Source organism: Hydrogenophaga taeniospiralis CCUG 15921 (assembly GCF_001592305.1).
Taxonomy (GTDB): Bacteria; Pseudomonadota; Gammaproteobacteria; order Burkholderiales; family Burkholderiaceae_C; genus Hydrogenophaga; species Hydrogenophaga taeniospiralis.
The window spans coordinates 218,063-237,217 of sequence record NZ_BCWR01000005.1 but is presented as its reverse complement, the minus strand read 5'-3'; the positions used below and the strand labels follow the sequence as shown (position 1 = coordinate 237,217).

Genomic DNA, 19,155 nt, shown 5'->3' with positions numbered 1-19,155 from the left:
CGCGGCGTCAATGTCATCCACGGCGACCCGGCTGCGCATTCGCCCCCGCCCGCCGTCTATTTGATCAGCGACTGGACATCCCGAAATGCCGGATGCTCGGCCGTGCGCAACCACTCGAAAACCACCATCTCGGTGGTCACCAGCTCAACGCCCGCACCAGCCAGGCGGTCGAAAGCGGCGTCCCGGTTGCGCTCGGTGCGCGAACCGCATGCATCCGTCACGACCCAGACATCGATCTCAAGCTCGACCAGCTCCAGAGCGGTCTGCAGCAGGCAGACATGGGCTTCACAACCCGCCAGCACAACAGCCGCCCGCTCGGGGGCCGGTGCGGCAGCAGGCTTCTGCAGGTGCTTGGGCAGGCTGCGCGCATTGCCACCACCCGAACGCGCAGGTGGCCTCAGCCAGTCGGCAAGCCCGTCAGACACTGCGCCAAAGTGCATTTTTGACAGCGTCTTCTGGCACAACGCCCGCATTTCCGGCGGGTTGGACCCGAGCTTCTCCGGGTTCTGCTCCGTGCCCCATACCGGTACGTGCAGCATCCGCGCCACCTGAGCGAGTCGCAGGGCGTTCGCGAGGACTTCGGGACCGTCAACAATGGCGGGCATCAGGCGGGCCTGGTAATCCACCAGCACCAATTGGGAATCTGCGGCATCCAGCAACATGGCAATCTTTCTTCGGTTCAGACAACGAAGGGGTGATTTTCGCAGGTCGTGCGCCAAGATCCCCAACCACCGGGAAGGCCCCCTCCCACGACCGGAGACCTCGGTAAAATTCATAAAAATCAAAGCGTTGCATGATGCACTTCACTTGACTTCCCGTTACAACACCGATACCCTGCGTGCGATGAAACGCCTGATACCTGTCATTGTGCTGAGCTGTTCCGCCACGGTGTACGCCCAGCCATCCGAGACGGCGTATCAGGATATGGACGCGCTGCTGACCGAAAAAGGACTGATGACCCGATTGGGTGAGCAAATCCAGCAAGCCCGGGAATCGGTGGGTGAAAAGGCCTCTGAACTGGTCATCAATGCGATGGGCTTTCTGGGCGTGCCTTACAAATATGGCGGCAATTCCGCCGAAACCGGTTTTGACTGCAGTGGATTTGTCCGGGCTGTCTTCGAACAGTCGGTAGGAAAAGTGCTGCCGCGTCGCTCCGACGAACAGGCCGCAGCCACCCAGGCGATTGATCGCAGCGAGCTCAAACCGGGTGATCTGGTCTTTTTCAACACCATGAGGCGCGCCTTCAGCCATGTGGGAATCTACATGGGCGATGGCAAGTTCATCCACGCCCCACGCACTGGCTCACAGGTACGGGTCGAAGACATGCGCCTGGCCTATTGGCAAACCCGTTTCAACGGTGCGCGCCGCGTTCCCCTGGCCACCGCTGAGGCATCGGCGGCCAGCCCGCCTCGCTGAATACCAACGCCGACACACCAACCCAAAAGAAAAGCCACCGCATGCGGTGGCTTTTTTTGGGGGCGAGAGCCGATCTTGATCGACCCTCGCTATCTCAACCGTGATCAGCGGATCACGGCGATGGTGGTGCGTGCGCCACCCTTGTAGGTCATCAGCGTCAGGGCGCCGTTCTTGATGTCGCCCTTTTCGTCGAACGCGATGTTGCCGGTCACACCCTTGTAGTTGGTCGCCTTCAAAGCAGGCAGGTACTTGGCCGGATCAGCGGAGCCAGCGGTAACCATGGCGTTGGCCATGACCTTCACGGCGTCATACACGTAAGGTGCATACACCTGCACGTCGGCACCAAATTTCGCCTTGAAGTCCGCGCGGAACTTGTCCATGCCTTCCTTCTGCTCGCCTTCGACGCCACCGGCTTCCGCGCAATAGACCTGCTCATCGGCCATGCCATCGGCAGCCAGCTTGGGCAGCTCGCTCGAGCAGATGCCGTCGCCGCCCATGAACTTGGCGTTGATGCCCAGCTGCTTCATTTGCTTGAGCATCGGGCCGGCCACGGCGTCCATGCCGCCAAAGAACACCACGTCGGGCTTCTTGGCCTTCAGGGTGGTCAGGATGGCGTTGAAATCGGTGGCTTTGTCGTTGGTGAACTCGCGGCCCACAACGGTGCCACCAGCTGCAGCGACGCCTTTTTCGAATTCGTCGGCCACACCTTGGCCATAGGCGGTGCGGTCGTCGATCACGGCGACGGTCTTGGCCTTGAGCGTTTCCACAGCGTACTTGCCGAGGGTGCCGCCCAGGTGCACGTCGTCAGCCACCATGCGGAACACGCCAGCGTAGCCCTGACGGGTGTACTTGGGGTTGGTGGCCGAGGGCGAAATCTGGGGAATGCCAGCGTCGTTGTAGATCTGCGAAGCGGGGATGGTGGTACCCGAGTTCAGGTGACCGATCACGCCAGCAACTTTGGCGTCCACCAGTTTGGTGGCGGCAGCGGTACCCTGCTTGGGATCGGCTGCATCGTCTTCAGCCAGCAGTTCGAACTTGGCGGGTGCACCACCAATGGTCAAACCGGCAGCGTTCAGCTCCTCGATCGCCATCTTTGCGCCGTTTTCATTGTCTTTGCCAAGGTGGGCAATAGCGCCACTGGTGGGACCGACGTGACCAATCTTGATGACCTGAGCGTCAGCCGCAGGAGCCGCAGCCGGCGCCTCGACCGGTGCTGCAGCCTCTTCTTTTTTGCCGCAAGCGGCCAAGGCGACGGCCGCAGCGATGACGGCCAGTTTGATGTTCAGTTGCATAGGTATCCTCGGAAAGGAATGAAAGTTGAAATGCGGAGGGAACTTTTTTCTCCACATCCATAAAGATACTCTAAAAATCCAGAGGATTTCAGTGGATGATCGAACAGTGCCCGGGTTCGAGGGTTTGCCCGACGTCGAATCAGGCCAATGAATGCGGCATAAGTACCACGCATACCCAATCGGGCAGTTCAATCGCTGGCGGCCAATTGAAGATCATGTCGCTGAGGCTCGATACCCAGCGCCTTGTACTGCCGCCAGCGTTCGCGCGCGCGTTGGCGATCATCGTCGCCAAGAGTCACCACTTCGATCACGCGGGCAAACTGATCGAAATTCGCCGGCATCTCCGTACGCAGATTGACCAGTACCCCGGCGTTGCCTCCCTCCGGGATACGAGAGCCGATGTGGATGGGCGATCGTGAGCGCACATGGGCAGGATCTCCAGAATGGCAGTGCGGGACGAACTCGCCTTGCGCCATGGTCCAGAGTGCGGCATCCAGCGCCTTCACGGAACCCTCTTCCGCCAGCACAACCAGCCTGGCGCCCTTCAGATAGGCCTTGCGCAGCAGCCGGCAGGCATAGCCCAGCTTGTCGGGCGCATTGAAATGGAAAGCCACTTCGGTCACGGCGGTCTTCTGAACGCGGGAACGGTCAGGCCTTGCGCGCGCGTTTGCCGGCGGCTTTCTTCGTCGGCTTGTCCGACGCCGCGGCAGTCGACCTGCTGGCTTCGTCCATCAGGTAGTGCATCAACAAGGGCACGGGGCGCCCGGTCGACCCTTTGGCCGTGCCGCTCTTCCAGGCGGTGCCCGCGATGTCCAGATGGGCCCATGGCAAATCCGCCGTGAACTTCTGAAGGAACTTGGCCGCCGTGATGGAGCCACCAGCCCGACCGGCGACGTTGCCCATGTCGGCGAAATTGGACTTCAACCCCTCGGCGTATTCGTCGTCCAGGGGCATGCGCCAGCAAGGGTCCAGAGAAGCTTCACCGGCCTGCTGCAAGGCCGTGGCCAGATCATCACGTGTCGAGAACAGACCCGAGCGCACGGCACCAAGTGCGATCACGCAGGCTCCGGTGAGCGTGGCGATGTCGATCACGCTGCGGGGCTTGAAACGCGCCGCGTAGGTGAGCGCGTCGCACAGGATCAGGCGCCCTTCGGCATCGGTGTTGAGGATTTCAATGGTCTGCCCACTCATGCTGGTGACCACGTCACCAGGTTTCACCGCCTGACCATCGGGCATGTTTTCACAGGTGGGAATCAGGCCCACCACATTGATGGCCGGACGCAACTCGGCCAGCGCGGCGAAAGTGCCCAGCACACTGGCTGCGCCACCCATGTCGAATTTCATCTCGTCCATTTCGGCCGCCGGCTTGATGGAAATGCCACCCGTGTCAAACGTGATGCCCTTGCCCACCAACACCACCGGCGCACTGGATTTGGCCGCGCCGCTGTAGTGCAGGGTGATGAAACGCAGCGGTTCGATCGAGCCCTTGGCCACCGCCATGAAGGCGCCCATGCCCAGCGCCGCCACTTGCCTCGGGCCCAGCACTTCGGTCTTGATGCCGGGTTTGCGTCCGAGTTTGCGCGCGGCGTCGGCCAGCATGCTGGGCGTGGCGTGGTTGGCCGGCCGATTGGCCCACTCCTTGGCCCATTCCACCCCGGTCACCAGGGCCTTGCCTTCGTCAAAACCGGATCGGGCGGCCGCCACCTGCGACACGCCCACCACAACGAGCTGCAGAGCCCGCGCCTTGGCCGAGGGTTTGGTGGTTGTGTAGCTGTAGCTGGCTTCGGCGCAGGCCTGCATGGCCACGCTCACACCATCGGTGTCGTTGCCCAGCAAACTGAGCAGCAGGCCCAGCTTCTTGATGCCAGGTTGCTTGAGAACAGCCATGCCTGCGCTCACCGCCTTGCGCACCGCGGCAGGCTTGCCGTCGCCAGCGCGCACCAGCACCAGCCGGGGAGCCTTGACCCCCTCGACCCGGTAGCATGAGAGGACCTTGCCGACACCCGCTTCCAGATCCCCCCGTTGCGTGGCCTCCGCGATCAGGACGGTCAGAGCTCCCGGCAAGGGTGTTCCGCTTGAAGCGTCCGGGACCAGCACCAGCAGCGCGTCGGCGGCCAGCAGGGCTGCCTGCTCGGGAGAAAATGATTTGAGTTCAAAGTCCATAATTGCGGTTTCCTGATTGCGTTCGATGTTATTCCATTCTTCCATTCGCAAAGAGCTGGCGCGCAGTTTCGGAGCCACGCTGGTGGTTCTGTTCACCATCGTCCTGACCATGCTGCTGATCCGCACCCTGGGCCTGGCCTCACGCGGCAGCGTCAACCCCGAAGAGATCATGCTGGTGCTGGGCTACACGGTGCTGGGGCGCATGCCCACCATCCTGACGCTGGCGCTCTTCGTGGCCATTGTTTCCACCCTGTCACGCATGTACCGCGACAGCGAAATGATCATCTGGTTCTCCAGTGGCCGTTCGCTCGGCGGCTTCCTCTCCCCGGTGCTGCGCTTTTCCTGGCCGGTGCTGCTGGTGATCATGCTGATGGTGCTGTTCGTCTGGCCCTGGGCCAACCAGCAGACCGACAGCCTGCGCGACCGCTTCGAGCGCCGTGGTGATCTGGAGCGCATCGCCCCGGGCCAGTTTCAGGAGTCGTCCAACGGGCGGCGCGTGTTCTTCATCGACAAGGACACCGCCGATGGCACGGAGGGGCGCAACGTGTTCATCTCCAGCACCGAAGACGATGGAACGGAGAGCGTGGTTTCGGCAAGTTCCGGTCGCATCGAATGGGAGGGTGAGCGGCAGTTCCTGATGCTGAAAAAAGGCCAGCGGCTGGAAAGCAGCGCGAAGAATGGACAGCTCGAGGTGAGTGAATTCGAGGAGTACGGCGCCCAGATCGGTGCCTCGTCCGTCCTGACGGGCAGCAGCCAGGCGCTCAAGTCGCGCCCTAGTTGGGAGTTGATCCAGAATCGCAACGACGCCAACCTGGGTGAGCTGGGCTGGCGCATCGGCGTGGGCCTGACCGCGCTGAACCTGGTGTTCCTCGCGCTGGCGGCCACGACCAGCAACCCGCGGGCTGGACGGGGCGGCAACCTGATGTTCACCCTGTTCGCTTTTGTGGTGTATTTCAACCTGCTCAATGTCGGTCAGCGCTGGGTGACGTCCGGCCAGCTCAGCCTGGGCACCCTGCTGTTCATGTTGCATGGCGTGGTGTTCATCTCGATCCTGCTGTGGCTGATCAAGCGGCACCACAATCTGAGCATCAAGGGATGGATCAACAGCCGTCGAGTGCGGCAGTCCGAACCACAGGCCGCCCAATGAAAACCATCAAGCGCCTGATCTATGGCGAAATCTTCACGGCCGTGGGCTTCGTTTTGCTGGCCTTTCTGTCCCTGTTCTTCTTCTTCGACTTTGTCGATGAACTGGCCTCCATCGGCAAGCCTTCGCGACTTGAGCCGAACCTGATCTACGAAATGCGGCACGCGCTGCTGTATGTGGCGCTGCTGATGCCCAGCCGGCTGTACGAGCTGCTGCCCATCTCGGTGCTCATCGGCTCGGTGGCGGTGCTGGCCAGGCTGGCTCACAGTTCCGAATACACCATTCTGCGCACCAGCGGCCTGGGGCCCTGGCGGGCTCTGAGAACCCTGCTCGGCCTGGGTCTGATCTTCGTCATTCTGACCCTCGCGGTCGGAGACTATGTGGCCCCGCTGTCCGACCGGACCGCCCAGTTGCTCAAGGCGCGCTATCAGGGTCGCATCAGCATCGGCCAGACCGGTGCCTGGCTCAAGGAGCGCCAGACCTACAGCAACTTCTCGGTCAATGTCGGCTCCATGTCGGCGCAGGGTGCGCTGGCCGGCATCCGCATCTTCGAATTCGACAATCAGGGCTACCTGGTGTCCACGCTGCAGGCGCAAAGTGGCCGGATCGAAAACGACAACTCCTGGACGCTCAACAAGGTCCAGCGCCGCGAGTTCGATACCGCCGGGTTGAAGTCGGCCCGCATCCACCACAGCAAGCTGGAAACCCTGCGCTGGCCCAGTGACATCAGCGCCGAGATGGTGTCCACGGCACTGCTCAAACCCGAACGCATGCGCACCGCGGATCTCTTCGCCTACATCCAGCATCTGGAGGCCAATGGCCAGTCTGCCCAGCGCTATGAAATCGAGTTCTGGCGCAAGGTGTTCTACCCGCTGAGCTGCCTGGTCATGGTGGTGCTGGCCCTGCCCTTCGCCTACCTGCATTTCCGCTCGGGCGGCATCACCGGCTATGTTTTCCTGGGGGTGATGATCGGCATCAGCTTCTTCCTGCTCAACAACGTGTTTGGCTACATCGGCAACCTCAACCAGTGGCGCCCCTGGCTCGCCGCAGCGTCGCCCGCGTTGATCTATACAGTGATGTCGCTGGGTGCGTTTGGCTGGCTGGTGCTCAGACGATGACGGCGCGCGGCGTGATTGTGTTCGCCCACGGATCGCGCGACCCGCTCTGGCGCGCCCCGGTGGAAGCGGTGGCAGCCCGGATCGCGCAGACCGATCCCGCCGTGGCCGTCAGTTGCGCGTACCTGGAGTTGTGCAAACCCGACCTGCGTCAGGCGGCCGACCACCTGGTGGCTGCTGGTGCCCGCCATGTGCGGGTGCTGCCCCTGTTTTTCGGTATGGGCAAACACGCGCGCGAAGACATCCCGGTGCTCATGCGTGCGCTCGCCCAGGCCCACCCGCAGGTGCGGTTCGAGCAATTGCCCACCGCGGGCGAAGACCCCCGGCTCACGGCGCTGCTGGCCCAGATTGCCCTGGAGGCCGCCCCATGAACCTGCACCAGTTCCGTTTCGTGCAGGAGGCCGTGCGCCGCAACCTGAACCTGACCGAAGCCGCCAAAGCGCTGCACACGTCGCAACCCGGTGTCTCCAAGGCCATCATCGAACTGGAGGACGAACTCGGCATCGAGATCTTCGCGCGCCACGGCAAACGCATCAAACGCGTGACCGAGCCCGGCGTGCAGGTGCTCAAGAGCATCGAGATCATCCTGCGCGAGGTCAACAACCTCAAGCGCATCGGCGAGCAGTATTCGGCGCAGGACAGCGGTACGCTCTCCATCGCCACCACCCACACCCAGGCGCGCTACGTGCTGCCCGGCCCGGTGGCGCAGCTGCGCCTGGCCTACCCCAAGGTGGCGATCAGCCTGCACCAGGGTTCGCCCGACCAGGTGGCCCGTATGCTGATGGAAGAGGTGGCCGAGATCGGCATGGCCACGGAGTCGCTGGTGAATTACCCCGAGCTCGTCACCCTGCCCTGTTACGAATGGCAGCACGTGCTGGTGTTCCCGTTCGATCACCCCCTGCTGGAACGCGAGCGCATCACGCTCGAAGACCTGGCGCAGCTGCCGCTGATCACCTACCACCCCAGCTACACCGGCCGCACCCGCATCGACCAGGCGTTTGCCCTGCGGCACCTGCAGCCCAACATCGTGCTCGAAGCGATCGACTCGGACGTGATCAAGACCTATGTGAAGCTCGGCATGGGTGTGGGCATCGTGGCTGAGATGGCCATGCAGGGCGAGAACGCCACGCCCGATCTGGTGGCACGCCCGGCGGCCCAGCTGTTTGGCCACAACCTGGCTCGCGTGGCCTTCAAACGCGGTACCTATCTGCGCCACTTCGTGCTGCGCTTCGCAGAACTGCTGAGCGACCGGCTCTCGCGCGACCTGATCCTGCGGGCCATGAGTGGCACACCGGACGATTATGAGTTGTGACTCCCCCCGCGCCGGCCTGTCGGCCGTCACCCCCCAGGGGGCAACACCTGCGGCCTGGCAAAGCCAGTTCCGCGGTGTTCTGGCCAAAGACCCTTCTCTCCCGCATTCCTCGCGTTGACCGACATGACCTCGATCACCCCTCACACCCCCGCCCTCACATCCCGCCTGCCCAACGTCGGCACGACCATCTTCACCGTCATGTCGGCGCTGGCGGCGGAGACGGGGGCGGTCAACCTGGGCCAGGGCTTCCCCGACTTCGACTGCGACCCGGCGCTGGTGGACGCGGTCACGCAGGCCATGCGGGCCGGGCACAACCAGTACCCGCCCATGCCCGGCGTGCCGGCGCTGCGCCAGGCCGTGGCCGCCAAGATGCAGGCCCTGTACGGGCTGGCCTGTGATCCGAACAGCGAGATCACGGTCACTGCCGGGGCCACCCAGGCCATCCTGACCGCCGTCCTGGCGGTGGTGCACCCGGGCGACGAGGTGATCGTGCTCGAACCCTGCTACGACAGCTACGTGCCCAACATCGAGCTCGCCGGCGGCGTGGCCGTGCGCGTGCCGCTCACGCCGGGCAGCTTCCGGCCCGACTTTGATGCCATCGCCGCGGCCCTGTCGCCGCGCACGCGTGCGCTGATGATCAACAGCCCGCACAACCCCAGCGGCATGGTCTGGAGCGCGGCCGACATGCAGCGCCTGCAGGACCTGCTGGCGCCCACCGACGTGCTGCTGATCAGCGACGAAGTCTACGAGCACATGGTGTTCGACGGGCAGCAGCACCAGAGCGCGGCGCGGTTTCCGGGCCTGGCGGCGCGTGCCTTCATCGTCAGCAGCTTCGGCAAGACCTACCACGTCACCGGCTGGAAGGTCGGCACCGTGGTGGCACCCGCGCCGCTGACAGCCGAGTTCCGCAAGGTGCACCAGTTCAACGTGTTCACCGTCAACACCCCCATGCAGCACGCGCTGGCAGCCTACATGGCCGACCCGGCGCCGTATCTGGAACTGCCGGCCTTCTACCAGCGCAAACGCGACCTGTTCCGCCAAGGGCTGGCCTCGACCCGCTTGCGGCTGCTGCCCGGCGAAGGCACCTACTTCCAGTGCGTGGACATCTCGGCCCTGGCCGTGCCCGAACGCGATCTGCCCGAGGCGGCGTTCTGCCAGTGGCTCACGCGCGAGATCGGGGTGGCGGCGATTCCGCTCTCGGCCTTCTACGGCAACGGTTTCGACCAGAAAGTCATCCGCTTCTGTTTCGCGAAAAAAGACGACACGCTGCGCGAGGCGCTCCAGCGGCTGGCACGGCTGTGAACGTGGCTTGAAACCTGCGCTCCGACGCAACGCCGTGTCGCTCAGCAGCGCACGGCGTTCTTGCAGAAGCGGTCCAGCTCGCGCACCGCGCTGCGCCCCATCACCGGCTGACGGGCCTTCGGGCCAACCTCCAAGCTCAGCTTCATCTCGTACTTCTTGAAGAACTGGTCAAACAGCTCCCCGCCCAGGGTGCCGGTGGCGGTCAGGGTGTCGGCTTTGGCGTCGTGCTCCAGCAACACCGCGCACAGGGGCTGTTCGGCCGGGCCTCTCATCACGCGGGCGCCGTGCACCGGGTCGTACTGGCTGTGGTCGGCACAGCAGTGGATCAGGTCGTCGCCTTTGCTCGGCGTCTGCGGGTTCAGCGCGGCGCCCTTGCGAAAACTGATGAAACTCAGGTCCCGGGTCGGATAGACCAACTGGTGAGCGCAGATGGCAGAAAACGCCACCAGGCTGCGCGCCGGGCCGACGCCGCCGGGCCACTGGTAGGTCTGCTGGTCACGCGTGCGCAGCACCGTGGGCAGGGCGGGCTTGCCCAGATCGAGCAGGAACACCGGCGTGGCCTCGAACGGGTAGTGAAACACGTAGTTGGTCTGGGCCTGGAGGCTGGCGGCCTTGAGCGGGTCGCCGAACTCATCCACCAGCAGCACGCGACCGTAGGTCCGGGGTCGGGCATCCAGCGCCCAGGCGCTGCCGGTCAGGGTGGCGGCGAGTGTGCCGGTACCCAGTGCACAGCCTTCCACGAACTGGCGTCGATCCATGAATGGGCCTCCATGAGACGCCCGGCCCCTGCCCTCGGGCCGGCACGCCCTGCAGTGAAGCGCATTCGGGAACGCGCTGTCAACCATGCCCCTGGCCTGGCCTGGCATGGGCCAGGACTTCAGACCCTGGGATGCATTGGCGCCGATCCGGGCGCACCGGCTCAGGTGTTCAATTGAGCCCAGGCTTTGTCCAGCCGCTTCACGCTCACCGGCTGCGGCGTGCGCAGTTCCTGGGCGAAAAAACTCACCCGCAGCTCTTCGAGCAGCCAGCGCAACTCCTGCAGGCGGGCGTCCTGCACACCCTTGCGCTCGGCCACCATGCGCCAGAAGCGCTGGTCCTGCGGACGCAGCTCGGCCAGTTTGGCGGCGTCGCGCGCCGGGTCGGCACGCAGCTTGTCCAGACGCAGCTGCACGGCCTTCAGGTAGCGCGGAAAGTGCTGCAACTGCGCGTAGGGCGTGGTCAGCAGAAAACGCTTGGGCACCAGGCGCTGCAGTTGCTGGGTGATGTCGGTCGCCACGTCGGCGGGCGGGCGGCTGTCTTTCAGCTTGCGCGCGGCGGCCGCATATTCGGTGAGGATCAGGCCCGCGTTGCGCGCGATCTCGGAGGAAATCAGCGTGAGCCGGCCGCGGCCCTCGTCCACCCGTTTCTTGAACGCGGCTTCGTCGGTGGGCAGCGGGTCGGCCAGGAAGGCACGGTCCAGCGCGAGTTCGATGATCTGGCTGCGCAGCTCTTCCAGCGTGCCGCCGCCCGATCCGCTCTCGGTCTTGCCCACCTGCATGTAGGCCGTGGCCATGCTCATCAGGCCGGGCAGGTTCTTCTCCAGGTATTTGAGCGCGTCGCGGATCTGCAAGGCAAACAGGCGGCGCAGGCCTTCGCGGTGGCGCGCCTGGGCCACTTCGGGCTCGTCGAACACCTCGATGCCGACCGCATCGCCCAGGTCCATCAGCGCGGGGAAACCGATCAGCGTCTGCCCGCCTTTGCGGATTTCCATCAATTCGGGCAGTTCACCGAAATCCCAGCTGGTGTGGCGTTGGGTGGCGCTGGCGGTAGGTGCTGCGGGCGCTTCCGCCGAGACGCGGTGCGCGCCACCCGCGCTGGCCGGTGCCGGCGCGGCCTTGGGCTCGGGCGATGCCGGACGCAGGCCCTCCAGTTTCAAGGAAGCCAGCGCCTGAAATGCCCCACGCGCCTGGCCACCCAGCTCGGCCTTGAGCGCCGCGAGGCTGCGGCCCTGGCCGAGCTGGCGGCCGTGTTCGTCCACCACGCGCAGGTGCATGAAGTGGTGGGCGCTCAACATGTCCACCTTGATGTCGTTGCGCGCGATGTCGAGCTGCGTCGCTTCACGCACCAGTTTGAGCAGCGCGTCCATCAGGTTGCCGGCGCCGAACACCGCAGGCTCGGTAAGGGCGGTGGCGAAGCGCTCGGCCGTGGCCGGCAGCGGCACCAGGCGCGAACGCGGGCGCTGGTGCAGGGTTTTCAGCAACGCCAGCAGCTTCTCTTTCAGCATGCCGGGCACCAGCCAGTCGCAGCGGTCTTCGCTGACTTGGTTGAGCGCAAAGATCGGCACCGTGACGCTCAAGCCGTCGCGCGGGTCGCCGGGCTCGTGCAGGTAGGTGCAGGCGCAGTCCACTCCGCCGAGCCGCAAGGTCTTGGGGAACGCCTGCGTGGTGATGCCGGCCGCCTCGTGGCGCATCAACTCCTCTTTGGTCAGCAGCAACAGTTTGGGATTGAGCTTGACCGCACCCTGGAACCAGCGCTCGAAACTGGCACCGCTGCACACGTCGGCGGGCAGTTGCTGGTCGTAGAAGGCGTAGATCAGCTCGTCGTCCACCAGCACGTCCTGTCGTCGGGACTTGTGCTCCAGCTCCGCCACCTGCTTCACCAGTTTCTGGTTCGCGGCGAGGAACGGCAGGCGGGTCTCCCATTCGCCGGCGACCAGCGCCTCGCGGATGAAGATCTCGCGCGCGCCCACCGGGTCCACCCGGCCGTAGTCGGTGCGGCGGTTGTGATAGACCACCAGGCCGTAGAGCGTGGCGCGCTCCAATGCCGAGACGCGCGCGGCTTTCTTTTCCCAGTGCGGGTCCAGCAACTGTTTTTTCAGCAGGTGCGTGCCCACCTGCTCCAGCCAGGTCGGATCAATGTTCGCGATGCCGCGGCCGAACAGGCGCGTGGTTTCCACCAGCTCGGCGCAGACGATCCAGCGCCCGGGCTTCTTGCTCAGGTTTGCGCCCGGGTGGCGGTAGAACTTGATGCCGCGCGCGCCCAGGTACCAGTCCTCGGTTTCGCTCTTCTGGCCGATGTTGCCCAGCAGGCCCGAGAGCATGGCCAAGTGCAGTTGCTCGTAGCTCGCCGGTTGCGTGTTGAGCGTCCACTTGTGTTCGGCCACCACGGTGTGCAACTGGGTGTGGATGTCGCGCCATTCGCGCACGCGCCGGACGTTGATGAAGTTTTCGCGCAACAGGTTTTCGTACTGGCGGTGGCTGAGTTTGTGGTCTTTGCCATGGCCGCCTTTGGTGTCTTCCAGCCACTTCCAGAGCTTGAGCGTGCCGCTGAACTCGCTCTTCTCGTCGTCGAACTTGGCATGCGCCTGGTCGGCCTGGGTCTGCTTGTCCATTGGCCGGTCGCGCACGTCCTGCACCGAGAGCGCCGAAGCGATCACCATCACCTCGTCGAGCGCGCCGCGATGCTGCGCCTCCAGAATCATGCGGCCCACGCGCGGATCGAGCGGCAGGCGCGAGAGCGTCTGGCCGATGGGCGTGAGCTCGTTGGCTTCGTCCACCGCACCCAGCTCGGAGAGCAACTGGTAGCCGTCCACGATGGCGCGTTTTTGCGGCGCTTCGATGAAAGCGAAGTCTTCCACCGCGCCCAGTCGCAGCGCCTTCATGCGCAGGATCACGCCCGCGAGCGAGCTGCGCAGGATTTCCGGGTCGGTGAACTTGGGCCGGCCGTTGAAGCCGGCCTCGTCGTACAGCCGGATGCAGATGCCGTCGGCCACACGCCCGCAACGGCCGGCGCGCTGGTTGGCCGCCGCCTGGCTGATGGGCTCGACCATCAGCTGCTCCACTTTCTGGCGGAAGCTGTAGCGCTTGACGCGCGCTGTGCCGGCGTCGATCACGTAGCGGATGCCCGGCACGGTGAGCGAGGTCTCGGCCACGTTGGTGGACAGCACGATGCGCCGCCCGCTGTGGTCCTGGAAGATGCGGTCCTGCTCGGCCTGCGAGAGGCGTGCGAACAGCGGCAGCACTTCGGCGTTGCGCAGCGTGGGGATGTGGCTGAGGTGCTTGCGCAGGTGGTCGGCGGCTTCGCGGATTTCGCGTTCACCGGGCAAGAAGACAAGAATGTCTCCCCCTTGCGGGCCGCGCCAGAGTTCGTCCACCGCGTCGGTGATGGCGTTGTTCAGGTCGTAGTCGCGGCTTTCCTCGAACGGACGCCAACGCACTTCCACCGGGAAGGTGCGGCCGGACACCATGAGCACCGGGGCCGGCCCCTTCTTTGAAGCGAAGTAGTCGGCAAACCGCTGCGCATCAATCGTGGCCGAGGTCACCACCACCTTCAGATCGGGCCGGCGCGGCAGCAACTGGCGCAGGTAGCCGAGCAGGAAGTCGATGTTGAGCGAGCGCTCGTGCGCCTCGTCGATGATGATGGTGTCGTAGGCGCGCAGGTCCGGGTCGGTCTGCGTCTCGGCCAGCAGAATGCCGTCGGTCATGAGCTTGACCGACGCATCCTTGGAGAGCCGGTCCTGGAAGCGCACCTTGAAACCGACCACGTCGCCCAGCGGCGTTTTCAGCTCCTCGGCGATGCGCTTGGCCACGCTGGAGGCCGCAATGCGCCGTGGCTGGGTGTGGCCGATCAGTTGCGGGCGCTGACCCGGTTTGGCGTTGAGCTTGCCGCGCCCCATCTGCAGCGCGATCTTGGGCAACTGCGTGGTCTTGCCCGAGCCGGTTTCGCCGCAGACGATGACCACCTGGTGTTCGCGCATGGCGGCCTCGATCTCGTGCCGGCGGGCGGAGACGGGCAGGGACTCTGGAAACTGGATGACGGGCAGCGTTCGCCCCGGGAACGACGCCGTATCGGAAGAAGACATAGGTGGCGATTATCGGCAGCGGATGGGCCCTGCACGCCCGCATCCTGTGCGTTTCTTGCGACAACTCGACCGTGTTTTCGGCCTTCGGCGTTGCCAGCGCGCGCCCGAATCGACACAATTCGCAGCTTCGCCAGATGGCCCACACCGATTCCGGTCCGCCATCTCCACCGACTCTCTGGAGGTCACCGCCATGTCTGCCTTGTACGACTCCCCCGCCTGACCACAGTCCACCGCCCCGGCTGGACTGTGCACACACATTCCAGCCACGGCCCTGGCGCAAACACGCGCACTCCAAAAGCCCTGGCACTTCGCCGGGGCTTTTTTGTTTCTGGAGTGCACATGAGTGCCCAAAAACCGTCGCGCGCCTTTGCGCAAGGCGACATCAAGAAGCTGCGTCGCATGAAGCAGCCCCTCGTGCTCAAGCTGGAAGCGTCCGGCCCGCCGCGCAACCCGGTGGCCGCCGCTCTGGCCCGCCGCAGCCTGTCCAGCGCTGCCGGCAAACACATCCGAACCCATGCGGCCCAACGCCGCGCAGACAAGGTGGCTTTGCAAAAAGCACTGCCCCTGTCAAACCGAAACATCGATTGAATATGCATACGCACACCTCCCCGCGCGGGCCTCAGGAAGGCATCCGCGACACCCTGGCACAGCGCCAACAGCTCATCGAGCAGGCCCGGCTCCAGTTGAAGACCGAGCTCGTCGGCATCGACGACGTGATCGATCGCGTGATGGAAGCCATTCGTGCCTGGTACGTTCTGCCGCAACTGTGCAACCGGCCGGTCATCGTCTGCCTCTGGGGCCTGACCGGCACCGGAAAAACCCAGCTCACCCGCCGTCTGGCGCAGTTGCTGGGTTTCTACGACCGGTTTGTCGAAGTGCAGATGGACGGCTTCAGCAACGGCGCGGGCTTTCGCAGCTCGACCATCTCCGGCATGCTGGAGAACTCGGGCATTCACGAAGGCGAGCCGGGCATCCTCGTGCTGGACGAATTCCAGCGCTTCCGCACCATCGACCGCAAGGGCAACGACGCCAAGGTCGAGCGCTACCAGGACGTCTGGGCTCTGCTGTCGGACGGTCGCCTGCCGCCGCCGCTCAGCGCGCTTGGCGCCATCGAGCGCAAACTGGCCGAAGCCGGCTATGAGGCCGAACGCGAGGACGACGAAGACAGCGACCGCGCGGGCAAGAGGCCCTACCGCTACCGTCTGGACGCATGGGATGCCCAGGAACTCAAGCGCATGCTCAAACTGAAAGAGCCGCTGGTGGAGATCATGCAATGGCCCACCGAGCAGGTGCATGCGCTGGTGACGCGCTTCCAGCAGTCCAGCCAGGCCTGGGAAACCGACTACAGCCAGTTGCTGGTGTTCGTCTGCGGCAACCTGGACGAGATGTACCAGGAGACCGCGCAGCGGGTCCAGGACTGCGACACCGACGCGGACATCTTTCACCGATTGACCCAGCGGCTGTCCCTGATCGACGTGAAGAAAGCACTGGGCGAACGCTTCAAGCCCGAACAGATCGCCCGGCTCGGCAACGAACACGTGATCTATCCCTCGCTCAGCAAAAGCACCTACGAGCGGCTGATTCGGGACCTGTGCACCCGCTACACGCAGGAAGTGTTCGCGCAGACCGGCGTGCAACTGGCGCTGGAGCGGGACGTGCTCGATGAGCTCTACGCCAACTCGGTGTTTCCGGCGCAAGGCACACGGCCGCTGTTTTCTTCGGTGCACGCCATCCTGAGCGCCAACCTGGTCAAGGCGGCGTTGTGGGTGCTGGAGCAGGAAGCCGACCGGACCCAGGTGTATGCCATTGCCCTGGACCCCGGCAGGCGCCATCTGGTGGTGAAGACCGGCGCCACCCCTGGCGCGCCGCGGACCCGGCTGGCCGTAAACTTCGAGCTCAACCGCATCAAGCAACGCGCCAATGCCGATTTCCGGGCCCTGCTGGCGGTGCACGAAGCCGGTCACGGGCTGATGTATTGCCTGCTGTTTGGCCAGGCGCCTCAAGAGATCAAGATCAACCTGGCATCTTTCGAGGGGGGCTACAACAGCTATGTGGGTCTGAAGGTCACTTCGCGCCAGAACCTGCTGGACCGCGTCTGCGTCAGCCTGGCCGGGCGTGTGGCAGAGAGCCTGGTCTTTGGCGACATGGCCTGCACCACCGGCGCCGAGCACGACTACCGCCAGGCCACCGAAGTGGCCTCCCGGTACGTCCGCCTGCACGGCTTCGGCGACCGCATCAGCCACACCGACGTCACCGTGGACATGGACAACCACGTGAACACCGACGTCGGACCCAGCAACGCCGCCATCGAATCCTTGCTGCAGGCCGAGTACGAGCGGGCCCGGTCACTGCTGAGCGGCCACCGCGCGGCCCTCTCGACCCTGGTGCAAGCCTTGCTGACCCAGGGCATGCTGGCGCCCGAGGATGTGCGCGGTCTGCTGCGGCCGCACCACATCACCGTGGGCCATGCGGGAGAGACCACGCACGACGCGCTGGTGCTGGAGCCATATGCCCGCAAACTGGCCGAGTTCGGCAGCGACGCCCGGGTTCACCCACGGCATGAAAGCGAGCGCCTCAGATGCTTATGATCATGCACTGGTCTTGACGACCGCTCCACACCTCCTGCCCATCCGCGTCTGCGCCCATGTCCAACGTCTTCAACTTCACCTTCGTGCCCTGGTTCCGCTCGGTCGCGCCCTATATCCACAAGCACCGCGGCAACACGCTGGTGGTGGGCATTGCCGGTGAGGCCATCGCGGCGGGCAAGTTGCCCCTGATCGCGCAGGATTTGGCGCTGATCCAGAGCATGGGCGTGCAGATCGTGCTGGTGCACGGCTTTCGCCCGCAGGTGAACGAGCAGCTCCAGGCCAAGGGCCACGCGGCGAAGTACTCCCACGGCATGCGTATCACCGACTCGGTGGCGCTGGACTGCGCGCAGGAGGCCGCCGGACAGTTGCGCTACGAGATCGAGGCCGCTTTCAGCCAGGGCCTGCCCAACACCCCCATGGCCGGCGCCACGGTGCGCGTGATCTCGGGCAACTTCATCACCGCACGCCCGGTGGGCCTGATCGACGGCGTGGACTTCATCCACTCCGGCCTGGTGCGCAAGGTGGACACCGAAGGCATCCAGCGCACGCTGGACATGGGCGCCATGGTGCTGCTCTCACCCTTCGGTTTTTCACCCACCGGCGAGGCCTTCAACCTCACGATGGAAGACGTGGCCACCTCCATCGCCGTAGCGCTGCAGGCCGACAAGCTGATGTTCCTGACCGAGGTGCCCGGCATCCGCCTGGACGCGGCCGACCCGGAAAGCGAGATCGACACCGAGCTGCCGCTGGCCGACGCGAAGAAGATGCTCGCCGCCCTGCCCTCGCCCACGCAACCGACCGACACGGCCTTCTACCTGCAGCACTGCATCCGCGCCTGCGAAGGCGGCGTGGAGCGCAGCCACATCCTGCCGTTCGCGGTGGACGGCGCGCTGCTGCTGGAGATCTACACCCACGACGGCATCGGCACCATGGTGGTGGACGAGAAGCTGGAGAGCGTGCGCGAAGCCACCATGGACGACGTGAGCGGCATCGTGGCGCTGATCGAGCCTTTCGAAAAGGACGGCACCCTGGTCAAGCGCGACCGCACCGAGATCGAACGCGACGCGGGCAACTACACCATCATCGAACACGACGGCGTGATCTTCGGCTGCGCCGCGCTCTACCCCTACCCCGAGGCCCGCACCGGCGAGATGGCCGCCCTCACCGTGTCGCCCGACACGCAGAGCCAGGGCGACGGCGAGCGGCTGCTCAAGCGCATCGAGACCCGCGCCAAGGCGCAGGGCCTGCAGAGCATCTTCGTGCTCACCACGCGCACCATGCACTGGTTCCTCAAGCGCGGCTTCGTGCAGGTCAACCCCGACTGGCTGCCCGAGGCGCGCAAGCGAAAGTACAACTGGGACCGCAAGAGCCAGGTGCTGGTGAAAAAGCTGGGTTGAACGCCACAGCACGCGTCGGCCGGATTGGGCCACGGGCGCGTGGCCTTCGTTGACTCAGGCGCTGGCGGGTGCGCGGCGCACCAGCAGCAGCACGGCCAGCAGCGCGATCAGCGAGAAGCAGAGAAACGACCAGTTCGCGATCGTCAGGCCCAGGAAGGTCCAATCGATGGCCGAACAGTCACCGCTGCCCTTGAAGATCATGGGAATCGCCCGCTTGAGCGGAAACGACTCGATCATCCCGTAAAAATCGCGCCCGCAGCTCAGGATCTCGGGCGGGTTCCACTGCAGCCAGCTCTGGCGCGCGGCCACGAAGGCACCCGAGACCGCCAGCAGGCCCATCAAGCCGGCGCCGACCGCGTGCGCGCCGCGACCAGGCAGCGCAGCCGCAATGGCGGCCACCAGCGCCACCAGCACCAGCGCGTAACGCTGCACGATGCACATGGGGCACGGCTCCAGCCCCACCACATGCTGCAGGTACAGGCCAAAAGCGAGCAGGCCCACGCAGCCCAGGGCAATCAGCGCGAGCAGGCGGCGGGGAAAACGTTCGATGAGAGCGAGAGCTTGGGCGGGTAGAGCGGATGACAAA

Annotated in this window: 16 protein-coding genes; 9 read left to right on the top strand and 7 right to left on the bottom strand. The window is 64.9% G+C overall.

Annotated elements, in window-relative coordinates:
• Positions 1 to 56 precede the first annotated feature (56 nt).
• Positions 57 to 662 carry an isochorismatase family protein gene (locus HTA01S_RS07625; RefSeq protein WP_068168783.1) on the bottom strand — a complete coding sequence of 202 codons (606 nt, stop codon included), beginning with the start codon at positions 660 to 662 and terminating at the stop codon, positions 57 to 59.
• A gap of 181 nt (positions 663 to 843) precedes the next feature.
• Between HTA01S_RS07625 and HTA01S_RS07620 the strand changes: the two genes are divergently transcribed.
• Complete coding sequence (locus HTA01S_RS07620) at positions 844 to 1,416, top strand: C40 family peptidase (protein WP_068168780.1); 573 nt, start codon at positions 844 to 846, stop codon at positions 1,414 to 1,416.
• 104 nt (positions 1,417 to 1,520) lie between these two features.
• On the opposite strand, the gene HTA01S_RS07615 is transcribed toward HTA01S_RS07620, so the two are convergent.
• The 3 genes from HTA01S_RS07615 to HTA01S_RS07605 form a co-directional block, all read right to left on the bottom strand.
• Positions 1,521 to 2,708: a branched-chain amino acid ABC transporter substrate-binding protein gene (locus HTA01S_RS07615; RefSeq protein ID WP_068168777.1), complete on the bottom strand. Its 1,188-nt coding sequence runs from the start codon at positions 2,706 to 2,708 to the stop codon at positions 1,521 to 1,523.
• A gap of 188 nt (positions 2,709 to 2,896) precedes the next feature.
• A complete protein-coding gene (locus HTA01S_RS07610) occupies positions 2,897 to 3,331 on the bottom strand; it encodes a DNA polymerase III subunit chi (RefSeq protein WP_068168774.1) in 435 nt (144 codons plus the stop codon).
• A gap of 25 nt (positions 3,332 to 3,356) precedes the next feature.
• Positions 3,357 to 4,871, bottom strand: coding sequence for a leucyl aminopeptidase (locus HTA01S_RS07605; protein ID WP_068168773.1), 1,515 nt, complete (start codon positions 4,869 to 4,871; stop codon positions 3,357 to 3,359).
• A gap of 25 nt (positions 4,872 to 4,896) precedes the next feature.
• Here HTA01S_RS07605 and lptF point away from each other — a divergent pair, with 25 nt between their 5' ends.
• The 5 genes from lptF to HTA01S_RS07580 all read left to right on the top strand — a co-directional run bounded on the left by lptF (position 4,897) and on the right by HTA01S_RS07580 (position 9,744).
• The gene (gene lptF / locus HTA01S_RS07600; RefSeq protein WP_068168772.1) at positions 4,897 to 6,018 is read left to right on the top strand and encodes an LPS export ABC transporter permease LptF; all 1,122 of its coding nucleotides are present in this window, start codon (positions 4,897 to 4,899) and stop codon (positions 6,016 to 6,018) included.
• Complete coding sequence (lptG, locus tag HTA01S_RS07595; protein ID WP_068168770.1) at positions 6,015 to 7,133, top strand: LPS export ABC transporter permease LptG; 1,119 nt, start codon at positions 6,015 to 6,017, stop codon at positions 7,131 to 7,133. Before lptF ends, lptG begins: the two co-directional genes overlap by 4 nt.
• Positions 7,130 to 7,501 carry a sirohydrochlorin chelatase gene (locus HTA01S_RS07590; RefSeq protein WP_068168766.1) on the top strand — a complete coding sequence of 124 codons (372 nt, stop codon included), beginning with the start codon at positions 7,130 to 7,132 and terminating at the stop codon, positions 7,499 to 7,501. The genes lptG and HTA01S_RS07590 overlap by 4 nt, the downstream gene beginning before the upstream one ends.
• A complete protein-coding gene (locus tag HTA01S_RS07585) occupies positions 7,498 to 8,442 on the top strand; it encodes a CysB family HTH-type transcriptional regulator (protein WP_068168763.1) in 945 nt (314 codons plus the stop codon). The genes HTA01S_RS07590 and HTA01S_RS07585 overlap by 4 nt, the downstream gene beginning before the upstream one ends.
• Before the next feature lie 123 nt (positions 8,443 to 8,565).
• Positions 8,566 to 9,744 (top strand): pyridoxal phosphate-dependent aminotransferase, encoded by a 1,179-nt coding sequence (locus HTA01S_RS07580; RefSeq protein ID WP_068168761.1) that lies wholly within the window; start codon positions 8,566 to 8,568, stop codon positions 9,742 to 9,744.
• 41 nt (positions 9,745 to 9,785) lie between these two features.
• Here HTA01S_RS07580 and HTA01S_RS07575 read toward each other — a convergent pair whose 3' ends face one another.
• Together HTA01S_RS07575 and hrpA are read right to left on the bottom strand one after the other, a co-directional pair.
• Positions 9,786 to 10,502, bottom strand: a complete 717-nt coding sequence (locus HTA01S_RS07575) for a twin-arginine translocation signal domain-containing protein (protein ID WP_084235933.1) — start codon at positions 10,500 to 10,502, stop codon at positions 9,786 to 9,788.
• Between the two features lie 161 nt (positions 10,503 to 10,663).
• A complete protein-coding gene (hrpA, locus tag HTA01S_RS07570) occupies positions 10,664 to 14,584 on the bottom strand; it encodes an ATP-dependent RNA helicase HrpA (protein WP_068168758.1) in 3,921 nt (1,306 codons plus the stop codon).
• Between the two features lie 339 nt (positions 14,585 to 14,923).
• Between hrpA and HTA01S_RS25150 the strand changes: the two genes are divergently transcribed.
• Genes HTA01S_RS25150 through argA form a run of 3 tightly spaced genes read left to right on the top strand, consistent with a single transcriptional unit; the run spans position 14,924 to position 18,569 of the window.
• Positions 14,924 to 15,172 carry a hypothetical protein gene (locus tag HTA01S_RS25150; RefSeq protein WP_068168757.1) on the top strand — a complete coding sequence of 83 codons (249 nt, stop codon included), beginning with the start codon at positions 14,924 to 14,926 and terminating at the stop codon, positions 15,170 to 15,172.
• A 2-nt stretch (positions 15,173 to 15,174) separates the two neighbouring features.
• Positions 15,175 to 17,172, top strand: a complete 1,998-nt coding sequence (locus HTA01S_RS07560) for an AAA family ATPase (protein WP_068168754.1) — start codon at positions 15,175 to 15,177, stop codon at positions 17,170 to 17,172.
• Between the two features lie 56 nt (positions 17,173 to 17,228).
• Complete coding sequence (argA, locus tag HTA01S_RS07555) at positions 17,229 to 18,569, top strand: amino-acid N-acetyltransferase (RefSeq protein ID WP_068168751.1); 1,341 nt, start codon at positions 17,229 to 17,231, stop codon at positions 18,567 to 18,569.
• 54 nt (positions 18,570 to 18,623) lie between these two features.
• Here argA and HTA01S_RS07550 read toward each other — a convergent pair whose 3' ends face one another.
• Positions 18,624 to 19,154, bottom strand: a complete 531-nt coding sequence (locus HTA01S_RS07550; RefSeq protein ID WP_068168748.1) for a disulfide bond formation protein B — start codon at positions 19,152 to 19,154, stop codon at positions 18,624 to 18,626.
• Position 19,155 lies beyond the last annotated feature (1 nt).

Coding starts and splice junctions, on each gene's coding strand:
- HTA01S_RS07585 (WP_068168763.1), top strand. CDS start 7,498: ATGAACCTGCACCAGTTCCGTTTCGTGCAGGAGGCCGTGCGCCGCAAC.
- lptF (WP_068168772.1), top strand. CDS start 4,897: ATGTTATTCCATTCTTCCATTCGCAAAGAGCTGGCGCGCAGTTTCGGA.
- argA (WP_068168751.1), top strand. CDS start 17,229: ATGTCCAACGTCTTCAACTTCACCTTCGTGCCCTGGTTCCGCTCGGTC.
- HTA01S_RS07580 (WP_068168761.1), top strand. CDS start 8,566: ATGACCTCGATCACCCCTCACACCCCCGCCCTCACATCCCGCCTGCCC.
- lptG (WP_068168770.1), top strand. CDS start 6,015: ATGAAAACCATCAAGCGCCTGATCTATGGCGAAATCTTCACGGCCGTG.
- HTA01S_RS07615 (WP_068168777.1), bottom strand. CDS start 2,708: ATGCAACTGAACATCAAACTGGCCGTCATCGCTGCGGCCGTCGCCTTG.
- hrpA (WP_068168758.1), bottom strand. CDS start 14,584: ATGTCTTCTTCCGATACGGCGTCGTTCCCGGGGCGAACGCTGCCCGTC.
- HTA01S_RS07590 (WP_068168766.1), top strand. CDS start 7,130: ATGACGGCGCGCGGCGTGATTGTGTTCGCCCACGGATCGCGCGACCCG.
- HTA01S_RS07605 (WP_068168773.1), bottom strand. CDS start 4,871: ATGGACTTTGAACTCAAATCATTTTCTCCCGAGCAGGCAGCCCTGCTG.
- HTA01S_RS07625 (WP_068168783.1), bottom strand. CDS start 662: ATGTTGCTGGATGCCGCAGATTCCCAATTGGTGCTGGTGGATTACCAG.
- HTA01S_RS07620 (WP_068168780.1), top strand. CDS start 844: ATGAAACGCCTGATACCTGTCATTGTGCTGAGCTGTTCCGCCACGGTG.
- HTA01S_RS25150 (WP_068168757.1), top strand. CDS start 14,924: ATGAGTGCCCAAAAACCGTCGCGCGCCTTTGCGCAAGGCGACATCAAG.
- HTA01S_RS07560 (WP_068168754.1), top strand. CDS start 15,175: ATGCATACGCACACCTCCCCGCGCGGGCCTCAGGAAGGCATCCGCGAC.
- HTA01S_RS07575 (WP_084235933.1), bottom strand. CDS start 10,502: ATGGATCGACGCCAGTTCGTGGAAGGCTGTGCACTGGGTACCGGCACA.